The organism is Chryseobacterium sp. 3008163, from assembly GCF_003669035.1.
Taxonomy (GTDB): Bacteria; Bacteroidota; Bacteroidia; order Flavobacteriales; family Weeksellaceae; genus Chryseobacterium.
Map to the genome: position 1 here is coordinate 800,616 of NZ_CP033070.1, position 16,144 is coordinate 816,759.

Sequence of the window (16,144 nt, forward strand, 5' to 3'; positions counted from 1 at the left end):
ACATTACAATACCAATTCGGTCGTATTTTTCACTTCAGAAATTGTGAACGAACTTTGGGTACTTGCAATATGCTGAATCGTTGTGAGTTTGGTCAGCATAAAATTACGGTAATCTTCCATGTCTTTTACACAGATTTTAAGAATATAATCGTAATCACCACTCACATGGAAACATTCCGTCACCTCATCTAAAGTCATCACTTCTTTTTCAAAACGAAGTACATATTCTTTTTTATGCTGAGTCAATTTTACATGACAAAGAATAATGAAATTTTTATCAATTTTTGTTTTATCTAAAATGGCCACGTATTTTGAAATTACCCCATTGTTTTCAAGCTTTCTGATACGTTCATAAACTGCAGTAATTGACAAACCGAGTTTGTAAGACAGTTCTTTGGTGGTTTGCTTACAGTCTTGTTGTAGAAAAAGCAGCAGTTTTTTATCCGTTTCGTCAAATTGCATAGAAAAATTTTTGGTCAAATTTATTAAATTTAAATTGAATAGACTTTTTATCATCAAAATTTAATTTAAATAGATTTAAAATCTAAATATTGAATATTTTGTTGTAATAAAATATAAAAAGATTCACTTTTAAAACAAAAAATATGGATCATTTTAATGCGGCAAACGAAATTCAAGACTTACAATATTTTGGAGAATTTGGAGGAGTAAATCCGTCAATTTCAGACAGCTCTACCTACACTTTCCTTTCTGCAAAAACCATGTTTGATACTTTTGAAGGAAATGCAGATGGCTGTTATTTATATTCAAGACATTCTTCTCCGATGAATCTGTATCTTTCTCAGGCATTGGCAAAGATGGAAAATACAGAAATGGCCAACGTAACCGCTTCCGGAATGGGTGCCATCACCTCTGTGCTGATGCAGGTTTGCAAAAGTGGCGATCATATCATCTCCAGCAGAACAATATATGGCGGAACGTATGCTTTTCTAAAGAACTTCCTTCCCCCGTTCAATATTGACACAACTTTTGTTGATATCAATAATTTTGAGTCGATTGAAAATGCCATCAAGCCAAACACAAAAATAATATATTGCGAAAGTGTGAGCAATCCACTTTTAGAGGTTGCCGACCTTAGAAAGCTTTCTTCAATTTGTAAGAAACATAACTTAAAACTTATAGTAGACAATACTTTTTCTCCGCTTTCCATTTCACCAAGTCTTTTAGGTGCTGATATTGTCATTCACAGTTTAACCAAATTTATTAATGGTAGCAGTGATACGGTTGGCGGAGTTTATTGTGGTACCCAAGAATTTATTAATGATACCAAAAATGTAAACAACGGAGCTTGTATGCTTCTTGGCCCTACGATGGACAGCTTCAGGTCTGCAAGCATTCTTAAAAACCTGAGAACGCTTCACATTCGAATGAAACAGCACAGCTACAACGCACTATATCTTGCTGAAAGATTTGAAAATGATGGTTTAAAAGTTTCTTATCCAGGTTTGCCATCTCACAAAAACCATGAACTGATGAAGAGTATGATGCAGAAAGAATATGGTTTTGGTGGTCTTCTCACTGTGGACGCCGGAACAACCGAAAAAGCCAATGAATTAATGGAAATGATGCAGCACGAAAATCTTGGATATCTTGCTGTAAGTTTAGGATTTTATAAAACATTATTCTCATGCTCCGGAAGCTCAACTTCATCTGAAATACCTGAAGAAGAAAGAGAAGAAATGGGAATCTCAGACGGACTCATACGATTTTCTATAGGCCTCGACCACGACATCGAGCGAACTTATAAAAAAATGAAAGAATGCATGATAAAAACAGGCGTTCTACACCATGAAACTATTTTTACATCTTGATTAATAAATGCTGTTGAACTTTCAACAGCATTTATTTTTTTAGAAATATTTTTGAATAATTAAATCTATTAATTTTTATGAAAATGTTTCGGGAAAGCATTTTCAGGTTTCATTCTGAAAACATTTAGCAAAATCCACGATTTTAAAAAACCGTAGCCATAAGAAAACATTTGAATATAAGTCGAAATAACCGCCATTCCTGCAATTGCGATATTCTTAGTGACAATCGTGGCATGTATCAAAACCATGAAAGTATAGAGTCCGTAAAAAGCCAGAATAATTCCTCGTCCAAGAATAAAATATTCGATAAAACCTAAAACATATCCCAGCAGAAACAAAGTTGGAAAAGCAAAAGAGATTTTCACATATTTCGGATGTCTTTGGTTTAAAATAGGTCTTGCGCAACCAAATTGATACACCTGTTTTGAAAACTTACCGAAATCGACACGACGTTTATGATACACTGCAATATCATCAAAAATGCAGTTGAAAAACCATTTTCCCAAAGCGTCATCGATAAATCCGGATCTTCACCAATTCTCATTTCGGAAAAACCTCCTACTTTCTCAAAAACTTCCTTCTTCACTCCCATATTGAAACTTCTGGGCTGAAATTTTGAAACTGCTTTTTTATTCCCTCTGATTCCGCCAGTCGTAAAAACGGAAGTCATAGAGTAAGAAATTGCTTTTTGCATCAGATTAAAGCCTTTATGTGCCTTGTCTGCACCACCAAAAGCATCACAAGGAATCGTGAGAATATCTTTTTTGATGTTTTGAATATAATCTTTCTCCACAATCACATCGCTGTCTACAAAAACAAGCCATTCATTCGAAGCTCTTTTTGAACCGTAATTTCTTGATAAACCCGGACCTGAATTATCTTTTCTAAAATATTTAATATCTAAAATTCCATCAAAATTCTTGATTGTCGGTTTCAAATCTATGAGAGAACCATCATCGACAATAATGATTTCAAAAGCTTTATCCGTTTGAAAAGTCAATGAATTGAGAAGTTCGAAAAGCTCATCTTTTCGGTTAAATATGGCGACAACAATGGAAATGGTAGGATTCAATTTATTCTAATTTAAATACTAAACAAATTTGATTTAAAATACACATACAAAACAAGTGCAATCATTAATAAAATGAACGTTCCGCTGAAAAGCAGAAACTCAAATACACTCCTGAAATAATAAAGACCTAAGTGAAATAGAGAAAAAAACACAATAAAGAAAGCACTAAACCTATCAGAACACAAACCAAAATGCTCTGTACAAAATCTTTATCTGGTAAAGGATTTTTAAATATAATAAAAAACAAAATGGAGGCAATTAGCAAAAAGCCTCCACTCCACAATTTTACTGTGTATTTTGATTTTTTTCTGAATTTTTTGCCGTTATTATTAGAATCTGACGAAGTATAATCTGTCAAAAGACAAATGAAATCGACGATACCTTCAATAATCTCAAAAATATTCAGGGACATTTTTACTCTTCTTTATTCTCCAGTTTATGTAACTTTTTCGTTCCTTCATACATTTCGTACTGCAAAAATCTGGTTTCCAGTTTTCCGTTGAAAAGTTTTATTTTTCTCGAAGGTCTCAATCCTATTTTCTTTGGAGCATCAAGATCTGAAGAAATCAGCCAAGCCAAAGTATTTGGGTAACTTGTCTTAAACGTATCTCCTATTTTCTTGTAGAAATCGTCATCATTAATCGAAATTCTCTCATCGTAAGGCGGGTTGAAAACCATCAACAAAGGGAAAAGGTCTTTTTTTGTATCAAAGAAGTTCTCTCTTCTTACCTCGATCACATCTTCCATTTCTGCAGATTCTACATTGGTTCTTGCAGCATCCAGCATTCTTCCGTCGATATCGTAACCAACGATCTTCCCGTGAAATTCTCTGATTCTGTCAACACGATGCTGCTTTATCGTAGCAAACAAATCATCATCATAATTTTTCCAGTTTTGGAAAGCAAATCTTCTTCTGTAAAGCTGTGCCGGTAAATCCATAGCAATCATCGCAGCTTCTATCAAAAGCGTTCCAGAACCGCACATCGGATCAAGGAAATTTCCTTTTCCATCCCAACCTGCCAACTGAAGCATTCCGCTTGCTAACACTTCATTGATTGGTGCTTCACCCTGCTCTCTTCTGTACCCTCTTTTAAATAAAGCATCACCAGAAGAATCTAAAGAAATCGTTACCAATTCTCTGTCAATATGAAGGTGGAATTTAATATCCGGAGATTTTGTTTCAATACTCGGCCTTCTTCCGTACTTATTTTGGAAATAATCTACAATTGCATCTTTCATTTTGAAAGTCATGAACTGAGAATGACTGAATCTTTCAGAATTTACCGTAGAATCTATGGCAAAAGTCTGGTTCACATCCATAAACTCATCCCATTCAAATTTGAAAAGTCTGTCGTAGTATTTTGTTTCGTTGTATGCTTTAAATTCATCAATCGGCACAAGAATTTTCAAAGCCGTTCTTGCCGAATAATTGATTTTATAAAGAAAACCTAAATCTCCTTCACAATTGACTGCACGATTTTTAAGTTCAACGTTTCTTCCACCCAGTTTTTTGATTTCTTCACCCAAAACTGTTTCTAATCCGAAGAATGTTTTTATCTGAATTTTAATATTTTCTGTATCCATAAGTTATAATTAAAAGATTTAACTATTTAAAAATTAAAGAATTAGCGTTTCATTTTATTAATAAATTGAATTTTTCAATACCTTAATATTTAAAATACTTTTCTTTTAACACCGCAAATTTAGTTATTTTTGCATTATGGAATGGTTTGAATCTTGGTTTGATACGCCTTATTATCATTTGCTTTACAGTAACAGAGACTATACGGAAGCAGAAAACTTTATCACAAAACTCACTCAGGAGCTTCAGCTGCCTCAATCTTCAAAATAATTGACCTTGCGTGCGGAAAAGGAAGACACTCTGTTTTTCTTAATAAATTGGGCTATGATGTGCTTGGTTTAGACCTTTCTCAGCAAAGTATTGAGTTTGACAAGCAGTTTGAAAATGAAGGTTTAACTTTCAAAGTTCATGATATGAGAAATCCTATCGATTCTGAACCTGTAAATGCAGTTTTCAATCTTTTTACCAGCTTTGGGTATTTTGATAACGAGACAGATGACAGAAATGTTTTTAAATCAGTTTACAATGCCTTAAAACCGGAAGGTTTTTTTGTTCTAGATTATCTGAATGAAGAATTTGTAACAAGAACTTTGGTTCCGGAAACTACGATTCACCGTGAAGGAATTGATTTTCATATTTCTAAAAAAATTGAAGACAGACACATCATTAAAGACATTCGTTTTGAGATTGATGGAGAGCCCAAGCATTTTTTCGAAAAGGTAAAACTTCATACTTTAGAAACCATTGAAAACTACGCTTCAGAATGTGGATTTGAAAGAGTGAAAATTTGGGGAGATTATCAGCTGAATGATTTTGAAAAGGAAATTTCACCACGTTGCATCAATTTGTTTAAGAAAAAGTAATGATTTTCATTTTATTAATTTTAAGTGTAGTTGCCGGTGTTTTTCTCGGAAAACTCTTTGGTAAAAAAGAACAGTTTGCAAAAAATCTGTTGATTTTAAGTGCCGGTTTTCTGATTACCATCTGCCTCAATGAAGTTTTTCCACAAGTTTACACTTCTGATGTAAGTGAAAATCTGGGAATCTTTGTGATTGGCGGAGTTTTGCTGCAAATGATTTTAGAAGCTTTGACGAAAGGTTTTGAGCACGGGCATTTCCATCATCATAATGAAAGCAGCAATATTTTACCTGTCGCATTGATGGTCGGATTGTTTATTCATGCGTTCATAGAAGGAATTCCTTTGGCAAATGAAACAAATCCTCTGTCGCCTTATCTTTTAGGGATTTTGTTTCACAATCTTCCTATTTCGTTTATTTTGGGTGCTTTCTTGTTTAACCGTTCAGGTTCAAAAGCATCTTATCCTTCCTTATTAATTGTGGCTTTATTCGCTTTAGCTTCCCCGATGGGAATGTTACTTGGAAATTATTTCAACCCTGAATGGCAACCTTACTTTTTGGCAATTGTGGGTGGTATTTTTCTTCATATTTCATCGGTCATTATTTTCGAAAGCAATAAAAATCACAACATCAACTGGTCGAAGATTGGTTTAGTTATTTTAGGCGTTTCTCTAGCATTATTGATGCATTTATTTCATACACATCCGCATGGTCATCATCATTAAATAGCTTTTTTGCTGCAATTAAAAAACAATCGTTTAAGATATTAAAGCTTCCATTAATACTTTATAAAATCTTCTTGATTAGCTTAATCTGCGAGAAAAAATTTAAATAAAACAAGAAAGGCTTCGAATTATTCGAAGCCTTTTATATTTAAGAAAAATCAATGATTAGAATTTCCAGCCTACAGTAAGGAAGAAATTATTTCTCACATTTTTCACATCAGATACTACAGAATTTGGCGTTGTAACGTCGAAATCTCCTGAGTAATATCCTGTATTATAATCATCAAATTGATATCCTGCCAAAAAAGGATTTTTGTATTCTGAAGTAATATTCTGATAAGCCGCATCAATGTAAAACTTACCAAAATCGTATCCGACACCTGCACCAATCGTATTTCTATCTCCTAAAATGAAGTTGCTGTAGTTGGTATTTGCAACAGTTCCCGTATTAGAAAATGCACTGATTGTTGTACTGTCAAACGGACTTGATGCATAAGAATAACCTCCTCTCAATCTCAAAGCTTTGATTCTGTATTCGGCACCTACTTTAATTTCAGATAAATTTTTGTAGTTATCGCTGAAGAATGAATTTAATTCAGATTCGGCATTTCCTTGCACTTTATATTTTGGCTTAGTTAAACCTAAAGTATAGTCAACGTTGATTGCGAAATTCTTGTTGGGTACAAAAGCACCACTCAAAGTCGCTTTCATTGGAGATCTGAATGTTCTGTCTTCAGCAAAATTATCATAGTAGATTCCATCTGCACCATCATAATAATCTCTATATACTCGATCAACCGACCACCAAGTAGGTGACTCAATTGAAGCACCCAATCGCAGCTGATTGCTAACTTTTCCAATAGCCCCTAAAGTACCCGAGAAACCACTTGATTTTTCAGAATATGGCGTGTATTGCTTATCAAAATTAGTTACAGAATTATCTAAATCTAATCCGAAAACAGCACTGTCAAATTGCTCTAGATCTACACTGTGCATATTTAAACTTGCACCAAAGTACAAAGCATTATTATAATTAGCACCTACACCAACATTGAACTTAGTCTGAGTTCCATATCTGTTGTAAGCGTGTCCTAAATAAGACATATTTCCCACAACGTTATTTCCTCCTGAGTCAACAAGATTTTTAGCAATAGAAACATTTGAGTTTCCTGGTGATTCTACATAGTTTTCAATAGATGATGTAGAAATATTGGCTGCAACGTTAATAAACTTCCAAGGTGTTTCTGTCATCAACTGAAAAACAGCAACTCCATTGGCATTACCGATATCAACTTTATTAATATCATAATTTAAAGAAGAACCAGCTAATGAAGATGTGTTTTTATTATTCGTTACCGATAGCGTTGCTGAAACATCACCAGCAATCGCAACACCGATACCTGCCGGGTTGGTCATCAACGAAGTACCGTCACCACCCAAAGCTCCATTCGAGCCAACCATTGCATTAAACTTCGAAGAACCAACCATTGGCGTATTTGAATATACATCAATAGAGTTTCTAATCACTGAAATATCTTGAGCCTGCACAAAAAATGCTGCAGAAATACTCATTATTACTAAAGATTTTTTTAACATTATTTTATTAATAGTTATTGAGTTTTACAATATTATCTACCACCAGATCTGAAACCGCCGCCACCGCCGCCTGATCTCATTCCTCCACCACCTGAAGAACCTCCAGATCTAAATCCGCCACCACTGCTACTTCCAGAGTTGGATCCTCCTGATCTGAAACCACCATTATCGTTTGATCTTGGCTGTGATTGTTGTTGGTTATAATTTGGTCTGGTTTGTTGCTGTTGTTGTGGTCTGTAATTATAATTGGGTCTTTGCTGGCTATTAGGATTTCTCATACCAGATTGATTTCTGAAACCTCCGTTTGTAGTTCCTTGTCTAAATCCACCATTGGTTGTCCCTTGTCTGAAACCTCCGTTATTATTTCTAAATCCTTGCTGACCTTGGCCATTTCTCATGCCAGAACCATTGTTTCCATTTCTGAAACCAGAAGTGTTTCCGTTATATTTATTGACTCCGGGAGCATTTGTAAATCCTCTACCATTTGCTCCACTTCTTCTGTAAGATGGTCTGTAATAATTACCTCCCCAATAACCTGCACCATCGTACCAGCCTCCGTAACCATATCCGCCCCAATAAGGGTTATATCCCCAGTAAGGTGAGTTCCATCCCATACCCCAATAAGAATTGTATCCGCCCCAGCCCCAAGAGTTTCCCCAGCCGAAAGACATTCCCATGCCCCAGCCAGATCCCATTCCCCAGTAAGGACTGTAGCCTCCCCATCCCCAAGGTGAGCCCCAACCCATTCCCATACCCCAACCCCAAGAGTTGTCGTATACGTTGGTCTGGCTTCCTGCGAAACTACCCCAATCAGAATCTGTTGCATTGCCGTAATTGGCATCACTCCATTCATTATATCTGTTGTTGTATTCCTGGGAATTGATTTGAGAATTTTCTACAATACTAGATTGCGGGGAATAATCATAATAATCTCCTACTTGGTTTCCCTGATCACCATTGATGATGACACCTTCTGGAAGAGTATCTTTGTTTGGATCATAATATACTCCGTCTGTCTCACTGTAACCTCCAACTTGAGCACCACAAGACATTAATAGCAAGCCACTTGATATAGCCAAAATCCCTTTAGATTTCAGCATGCCAAGTAAATTTTTATGTATATTTCTTTTCATGATAATGTAAAAATTTTTAATTTAAATTATATTTGCAATCTGTACCAAAAATATACCAAATTATTGGTTACAAATATCTATCAAAAATAGATTTTTATTTTTAGATTACAATAATAGAGAAAAGTTAAAAATATTAAAATAAAATTAATGGCAAAATTAACCTCAAGAAGCGAAGATTATAGCAAATGGTATAATGAATTGGTTGTAAAAGCAGATTTAGCTGAAAACTCCGGCGTGCGAGGATCTATGGTTATCAAACCATACGGATATGCAATCTGGGAAAAAATGCGTGACGAAATGGATAAAAGATTCAAAGAGACAGGTCACGTTAACGCTTACTTCCCCTTATTCGTTCCCAAAAGTTTATTTGAGGCTGAAGAAAAAAATGCTGAAGGTTTTGCCAAAGAATGTGCAATTGTAACTCATTACCGTCTAAAAAATGATCCTGATAATCCAGGGAAATTAATGGTAGATCCTGATGCAAAATTAGAAGAAGAATTAATTGTTCGTCCTACTTCTGAAGCAATCATCTGGAATACCTATAAAGGTTGGATTCAATCTTACAGAGATTTGCCAATTTTAATTAATCAATGGGCAAATGTTGTTCGTTGGGAAATGAGAACCCGTTTATTTTTAAGAACTTCTGAGTTTTTGTGGCAGGAAGGTCACACTGCTCACGCTACAAAAGATGAAGCTTTAGAAGAGGCAGTGAAAATGAATAATGTGTATTCAGATTTTGCTGAAAAATTCATGGCAATGCCGGTTGTAATGGGTGTAAAAACTCCTTCTGAAAGATTTGCAGGAGCTGATGACACGTATTGTATCGAAGCATTGATGCAGGACGGGAAAGCACTTCAGGCTGGAACATCTCACTTCTTAGGACAGAATTTCGCAAAAGCATTCGATGTGAAATTCACCAACAAAGAAGGAAAAATAGAACATGCTTGGGCAACATCTTGGGGAACTTCAACCCGTTTGATGGGTGCTTTGATTATGACGCATTCTGATGATTTCGGATTGGTTTTACCTCCGACTTTGGCGCCGATTCAAGTTGTGATTGTACCTATTTTTAAAGGTGAAGAGCAGTTGAATCAAATCAGCGAAGTCGCTTTAGAAATCCAAAATAAATTAAAATTAAAAGGAATTTCTGTAAAATTTGATGATGATACTCAAAACAAACCGGGATGGAAATTTGCTGAGTACGAACTGAAAGGTGTGCCTTTGAGAATCGCAATGGGTCAAAGAGATTTAGAAAATAAATCTGTTGAGATTGCAAGAAGAGATACTCTTACGAAAGAAACTCGTCCGTTGGAAGGTTTAGATTCTTATATTGAAGATTTACTGAAAACTATCCAACAAGATATGTACACTAAGGCTTTCGATTTCAGAAAAGACAACATTACAAAAGTTGACTCTTATGAAGAATTTAAAAAAGTTTTAGAAGAAAAAGGGGGGTTCATCTATGCACATTGGGACGGAACTGATGAGGAAGAAGCACAAATAAAAGAAGAAACCAAGGCGACAATACGTTGTATTCCTTTGGATGATGATATTGAAGAAGGTATTTCTATGATTTCCGGAAAACCATCTAAGAGACGTGTTTTATACGCAAAAGCATACTAAAATTCAACAACTTATAATTAACAAATCTTTAAAAATTCATGCAATTTTTAAAGATTTTTTTTAAAGTAACAATTTGGTTAGATTTTTGTTTAATTTTATAACACATTAATATAAAATAACACATTTATGTCATTAAACATTATCGATTTAATTAAAGGACAGCTTGGTTCTGCATTAGTAACGCAAGCTGCATCGCAATTGGGCGAAAGTGAGTCAGGAATTTCAAAAGCTATAGGAGGATTGCTTCCCGCAGTGGTAGGAGGATTGGCAAACAATTCATCTAATCCGGCTGTTTTAGATGTAATTACCGGTGCTCCTTCTCAAGGAGTTCTAGGAAATCTTTTAGGATTGGCTTCAGAAAATACTTGGGTACAAAGTTTGTTAGCATCAATTTTTGGTGATAAACTGAGCGGTTTGGTTAATTCTATTTCAACCTATGCAGGAATCAGTAATAATTCATCCGCTTCTTTACTAAATTTAGTAACCGGAGCCACTGTAGGTTCTGTAGGAAAGTATGCAGCTGATAATAACCTTGACCAATCAGGAATTTCAGGTTTATTGAATGATCAGAAAGGTATTGTTTCATCATTATTGCCAGCAGGTCTATCTTTAGCATCATTAAATGTTGGAGATTGGGCAAAAGGCTACAAGTTTGATAATGATAACGACACCATCAAAACTACACCGACTACTCCTCTTCCAAATCCTACTCCGCATGAAGAGAAAAAGATTGAGGTTACAAAAAGTGTAGCTGATGGCGGAACTTTCCCGGATAGATCTACAACTTCAGATGGCGGATCAATCTGGAAATGGCTTTTACCTTTATTATTATTAATTGCCGCCGGATATTTTCTTTGGAAGCAATGTGAGAAAAAAGAAACCACTACAACAACAGCGGTTGCTGGCGATAGTTTAAATACAACAAACGATAGTGCTTCAATGCAAAATGATACTGCAACGACCATGACAACTACCAGAGTGGATGAAAACATCGATTTAAACGGAACTTCATTGAAAGGTTACAAAGGAGGAATGGAAGATCAGATGATTACTTTCTTGAAGTCAGACGCTTATAAAAATGCAGCAAACGATGATGCTTTAAAAACCAAATGGTATGATTTTGATCATGTAAACTTCAAAATCGGAAGTGCAAATACTTTGGAAGCTGGTTCTGAAGGACAGTTACAAAACTTGGTAGCAATTTTAAAAGCTTATCCGGATGCTAAAATTAAAATTGGAGGTTATACAGATAAAACTGGTGACGAAGCAAAAAATAAAAAGCTTTCTGCAGACAGAGCCAATTATATTAAAGATTGGTTAGGAAAACAAGGTGTAGGAGCACAAGTGATTGCAGCAGACGGTTACGGAAGCGAGTTCGCAAAAGTAGACGCAGCAGCTTCTAACGAAGAAAGAGCTGTTGACAGAAAAATGTCTGTCAGATTCGCAAAATAAACTTATATCTAAATTAAAATTGAATCCCGAAAGAATATTTTTCGGGATTTTTTATGTGAACTTCTTTTCTATTTCAATTATTTAATTAAATTTGTTAGTCATTTCTAACAATGATGAAATTCGATATGAAAAACGCTTGGCGAAAAGATAAAACATCACACTCATTACCAGAGGTATTTTCCTCAATTTCTATACCTAAAGGTTCAGGTTTTTGGCGGAAATATTTAGCATTTGCGGGGCCAGGTTTAATGGTTGCCGTTGGTTACATGGATCCTGGAAACTGGGCAACCGATATTGCTGGTGGATCGCAGTTTGGCTACACTTTACTTTCTGTTGTTTTAATTTCGAATATTTTTGCGATGGTTTTACAGCATTTATCGGTAAAATTGGGTGTAGTTGCAGAAAGAGATCTTGCTCAGGCTTGTAGAGATCACTTCAAACCAACTACTAATTTTATTCTTTGGGTATTTTGTGAAATTGCCATTGCCGCGTGCGATTTGGCAGAAGTCATCGGTTCTGCGATTGCCTTGAATTTACTTTTTGGAATTCCTCTGACGTGGGGAATTGTGATTACCACAATTGATGTTTTAATTATTTTAATGCTTCAGGCAAAAGGTTTCCGATGGATAGAAAGTATCGTTGCAGGATTAATGTTTATTATTTTGGTTTGTTTTGGATATGAAATTATTATTTCTAAACCTGAAATCAATGCTATTTTAGGTGGATTAATTCCTCAAAAAGAAATCATTACCAATCCCGCAATGCTTTATATTGGTATCGGAATTTTAGGAGCTACCGTGATGCCGCACAATTTATATCTTCACAGTAGCATCGTTCAGACCAGAGATTATACTCGAGACAAAGAAGGAAAAAAAGAAGCAATAAAATTCGCCACCTTAGACAGCACAGTTTCCTTGTTATTAGCATTTTTTATTAATGCCGCTATTTTAATTTTGGCCGCAGCAACTTTTCATACGACAGGAAACGAACACATTGCAGATATTCATGATGCGTACAAGATGTTGACCCCAATTTTGGGAGCATCGATGGCAAGTATTGCTTTTGCAATTGCACTTTTAGCTTCAGGACAAAATTCTACCTTGACAGGAACACTTGCCGGACAAATTGTAATGGAAGGTTTCTTAAATATCAGATTAAAACCTTGGCTTAGAAGACTTATTACCCGATTAATTGCCGTAATTCCGGCATTGATTGTAACCATTATTTATGGTGAAAAGGGAACAACAGACCTGCTGGTTTTGAGCCAAGTGATCTTATCGATGCAGCTGAGCTTTGCCGTAGTTCCGCTTGTTATGTTTACCAGTGATAAAGGAAAAATGGGTGATTTTGTGAATAAACCGTTTCTAAAAATCTGCGTTTGGATTATTACTGCTGTTATTATTATTTTGAATTTATATCTTTTGTACCAAACGTTTTTCGGGGAATAATTTAACTTATTGGTAAATTACCACATTATCTTTTTTCAACTGATAACCCGTCTTTTTATAAGGAGCCAAAATATATTTACCATTCTTCCAGACTTTCCCTTTTCCAAGTTTTGTTAAGATTAAACTTCCGGTATTTTGTTCAGGAAGGAAAACCTCAGCTTTTTTCATGTCTTTGCTGAAAATTATGGCGGTCATTGAAGTTGAGCTTCCTTTTGGTTTTACTTCGGTGAGTTTAATTTTCTGTTCAAAAACTCTTACACAATCTTTTTTCACTTGTGAATACGTGTAGCCGGCAGAGCCTTTACAGCCATGAACATCCTTATCACCTCCAACTTTTTGGGCAAATGCAAAAGAGCACAATAACATTGCACTGAATAAAATTGATTTTTTCATAATTAAATATAAGTTTTTAAGTTTATCTAAGATATAAAAAAGCCACTCTTTCGAATGGCTTTATATAGAATTTATTTTGTCCAATTGATTTTTGAATGTTTTACATCCTCAGAATTGGTTCCGATCATGATATCAAATTCTCCGGATTCCCAATCATACTTTAAATCTCCGTTATAGAATTTAAGATTTTCCGGAGTGATGTCAAAAGTTACTTTTTTAGATTCTCCTTTTTTCAGCATTACTTTTTGGAAACCTTTCAACTCTTTTACAGGTCTTGTGATGGTTCCTACTAAATCTCTTATGTATAACTGAACTACTTCTGCTCCATCATAATTTCCAGAATTGGTCACAGTAACTGAAGCCTGAACCGTTTGATTTCCTTTTGGATTAGCATTAGAAACCGTCACGTCAGAATAGTCGAATTTGGTATAACTCAAACCGTATCCAAACGGATACAACGGTGTATTACACTCATCCATATAATTTGAACGAAATCTCTGGTACTCGCATTTATCAACTAATTTCTGATCTAATGGACGGCCTGTATTTTTAGCGTTGTAATAAATAGGAACTTGTCCAAGACTTCTCGGGAAGGTCATCGGCAATTTTCCTGAAGGATTTACTTTTCCAAACAAAACATCTGCGATCGCATTTCCAGCTTCTGAACCTGCGAACCAAGTATTCAAAATAGCATCAGGAGCATCTTTTACATTGGTTAGTGCCAAAGGACGACCTGTGAAAAGCACGACTGCGATTGGCTTTCCTGTCTTTTTCAATTCATTTAATAAATCAACCTGAGACTGAGGGATGGTGATTTCTGTTCTTGAAGAAGATTCTCCACTCATTTCCGCAGATTCCCCGATGGCTAAAACAATTACATCCGCTTTACTTGCAACATCAACAGCTTCTTTCAATAAAGCTTCTTTTGAACGGTTGTCTCTGTCGGTTTTTTTACCGTGAGCAGCATAAATATCTTCTAATTTAGCATCATAATCAATGTTCGCCCCTTTTGCAGAAAGGAATTTTACATCTTTCCCATAATTAGCCTGAAGACCCTGCATCAGATTGATTGCATTAGCATGTTTTGAAGCAACGCTCCAGGTTCCTGGCATATTCATAGAATTGTTCACCAATGGACCGATTACTGCAACTGTTCCTGATTTTTTCAGAGGTAAAACCTTGTTTTCATTTTTCATTAAAACCATCGACTGAGCAGCAGCACTTCTTGCAATATTACGGTTTTCCATGTTGTAAACCTCTTTTGCAGCTAATTTAACATCTCCGTGTTTGTAAGGATTATCGAATAATCCTAAATCATATTTCGCTTCCAGAATTCTTTTTGCAGCTAAATCAATTTCAGCCTGTGTAACTTTTCCTTCAGATAAAGATTTTTTTAATGTGGTTAAAAAACCTTCTCCAACCATATCCATATCAACTCCAGCTTTCAAAGCCAAAGCCGAAACCTGCTGAAGATCTCCCATTCCGTGGTCGACCATTTCGTTGATTCCGGTGTAATCTGTTACCACAAAACCTTTGAATTTCCACTGATTTCTCAGCACTTCAGTCTGCAGCCATCTGTTACCGGTTGCCGGAACTCCGTCAACTTCATTGAAAGAAGCCATTACAGAAGCTACACCTGCATCAACAGCTGCTTTATAGGGTGGGAAATATTCGTTAAACATTCTCACATGACTCATATCCACGGTATTGTAATCTCTACCGGCTTCACCAGCTCCGTACAATGCAAAGTGTTTTACACACGCTAAAATATTAGTTCCATTTGCTAAATCTTTTCCTTGGTAACCATAGACCATATTTTTAGAAATTTCACTTCCTAAGTATGGGTCTTCTCCAGAACCCTCGGAAACTCTTCCCCATCTTGGTTCGCGTGAAATGTCGACCATTGGCGAGAACGTCCAGTTGATCCCGTCTGCTGCAGCTTCTCTTGCGGCCACTCTTGCAGATTGCTGAACCAGATTCATGTCCCATGAAGCGGCTAATCCTAACGGAATCGGGAACGTTGTTTCATATCCATGAATAACATCCATTCCGAAAATCAAAGGAATTTTCAAACGGCTGTTTTCTACCGCAACTTTCTGAACGGCTTTAATTTTTTCAGCACCTTTTATATTGAAAAGCCCACCGACTAGTCCCTGCTCTACTTTTTTTCCAATGTCTGAACTTTTAGCCAAACCAGTTGTAAAATCGCCTGAACTTGGTAAATTCAGCTGTCCGATTTTTTCGTCTAAGGTCATTTTAGCCAAAAGCGCATCAACAAACGCTTTTTTCTTTGCGTGATACTGGGCAGTCTGATAAGATTGAACGGGCTTCGTGACCATTTCCTGTGCCGAAAACATCGGCGCAAGTGCCATTGTGGCGATTACAATTAACTTTTTCATATATCTATCTTCTTAAATTATATTTTTCTTTT

The 16,144-nt window shown here is 35.7% G+C and carries 11 protein-coding genes and 2 pseudogenes; 6 read left to right on the top strand and 7 right to left on the bottom strand.

Annotated elements, in window-relative coordinates:
* Positions 1 to 3: 3 nt before the first annotated feature.
* Positions 4 to 462 (bottom strand): Lrp/AsnC family transcriptional regulator, encoded by a 459-nt coding sequence (locus EAG08_RS03460; protein ID WP_129534237.1) that lies wholly within the window; start codon positions 460 to 462, stop codon positions 4 to 6.
* A gap of 143 nt (positions 463 to 605) precedes the next feature.
* On the opposite strand from EAG08_RS03460, the gene EAG08_RS03465 reads away from it, so the two are divergent.
* Positions 606 to 1,832, top strand: a complete 1,227-nt coding sequence (locus tag EAG08_RS03465; protein WP_129534238.1) for an aminotransferase class I/II-fold pyridoxal phosphate-dependent enzyme — start codon at positions 606 to 608, stop codon at positions 1,830 to 1,832.
* Positions 1,833 to 1,900: 68 nt separating this feature from the next.
* Here the strand turns inward: EAG08_RS03465 and EAG08_RS03470 are convergent.
* Together EAG08_RS03470 and EAG08_RS03475 are read right to left on the bottom strand one after the other, a co-directional pair.
* Positions 1,901 to 2,904, bottom strand: a pseudogene (locus tag EAG08_RS03470) (glycosyltransferase).
* 414 nt (positions 2,905 to 3,318) lie between these two features.
* Complete coding sequence (locus tag EAG08_RS03475) at positions 3,319 to 4,488, bottom strand: class I SAM-dependent RNA methyltransferase (RefSeq protein WP_129534239.1); 1,170 nt, start codon at positions 4,486 to 4,488, stop codon at positions 3,319 to 3,321.
* Positions 4,489 to 4,624: 136 nt separating this feature from the next.
* Here EAG08_RS03475 and EAG08_RS03480 point away from each other — a divergent pair.
* Positions 4,625 to 5,349, top strand: a pseudogene (locus tag EAG08_RS03480) (class I SAM-dependent DNA methyltransferase).
* On the top strand, positions 5,349 to 6,068 hold the full coding sequence (locus tag EAG08_RS03485) for a ZIP family metal transporter (protein ID WP_129534240.1): 720 nt from the start codon (positions 5,349 to 5,351) through the stop codon (positions 6,066 to 6,068). The pseudogene EAG08_RS03480 and the gene EAG08_RS03485 overlap by 1 nt, the downstream one beginning before the upstream one ends.
* A gap of 165 nt (positions 6,069 to 6,233) precedes the next feature.
* On the opposite strand, the gene EAG08_RS03490 is transcribed toward EAG08_RS03485, so the two are convergent.
* Positions 6,234 to 7,640: an OmpP1/FadL family transporter gene (locus EAG08_RS03490; protein WP_228446742.1), complete on the bottom strand. Its 1,407-nt coding sequence runs from the start codon at positions 7,638 to 7,640 to the stop codon at positions 6,234 to 6,236.
* A 56-nt stretch (positions 7,641 to 7,696) separates the two neighbouring features.
* A complete protein-coding gene (locus tag EAG08_RS03495; RefSeq protein ID WP_129534242.1) occupies positions 7,697 to 8,797 on the bottom strand; it encodes a prolyl-tRNA synthetase in 1,101 nt (366 codons plus the stop codon).
* 147 nt (positions 8,798 to 8,944) lie between these two features.
* Here EAG08_RS03495 and proS point away from each other — a divergent pair, with 147 nt between their 5' ends.
* From proS to EAG08_RS03510, 3 genes are all read left to right on the top strand, one after another.
* Positions 8,945 to 10,420: a proline--tRNA ligase gene (gene proS / locus EAG08_RS03500; RefSeq protein ID WP_129534243.1), complete on the top strand. Its 1,476-nt coding sequence runs from the start codon at positions 8,945 to 8,947 to the stop codon at positions 10,418 to 10,420.
* A gap of 126 nt (positions 10,421 to 10,546) precedes the next feature.
* On the top strand, positions 10,547 to 11,872 hold the full coding sequence (locus EAG08_RS03505) for an OmpA family protein (RefSeq protein ID WP_129534244.1): 1,326 nt from the start codon (positions 10,547 to 10,549) through the stop codon (positions 11,870 to 11,872).
* A 113-nt stretch (positions 11,873 to 11,985) separates the two neighbouring features.
* A complete protein-coding gene (locus EAG08_RS03510; RefSeq protein WP_129537209.1) occupies positions 11,986 to 13,320 on the top strand; it encodes an Nramp family divalent metal transporter in 1,335 nt (444 codons plus the stop codon).
* A gap of 6 nt (positions 13,321 to 13,326) precedes the next feature.
* Here EAG08_RS03510 and EAG08_RS03515 read toward each other — a convergent pair whose 3' ends face one another.
* Both EAG08_RS03515 and bglX read right to left on the bottom strand, forming a co-directional pair.
* Complete coding sequence (locus EAG08_RS03515; RefSeq protein WP_129534245.1) at positions 13,327 to 13,713, bottom strand: hypothetical protein; 387 nt, start codon at positions 13,711 to 13,713, stop codon at positions 13,327 to 13,329.
* Between the two features lie 71 nt (positions 13,714 to 13,784).
* Complete coding sequence (gene bglX / locus EAG08_RS03520; protein WP_129534246.1) at positions 13,785 to 16,112, bottom strand: beta-glucosidase BglX; 2,328 nt, start codon at positions 16,110 to 16,112, stop codon at positions 13,785 to 13,787.
* Positions 16,113 to 16,144: the final 32 nt, after the last annotated feature.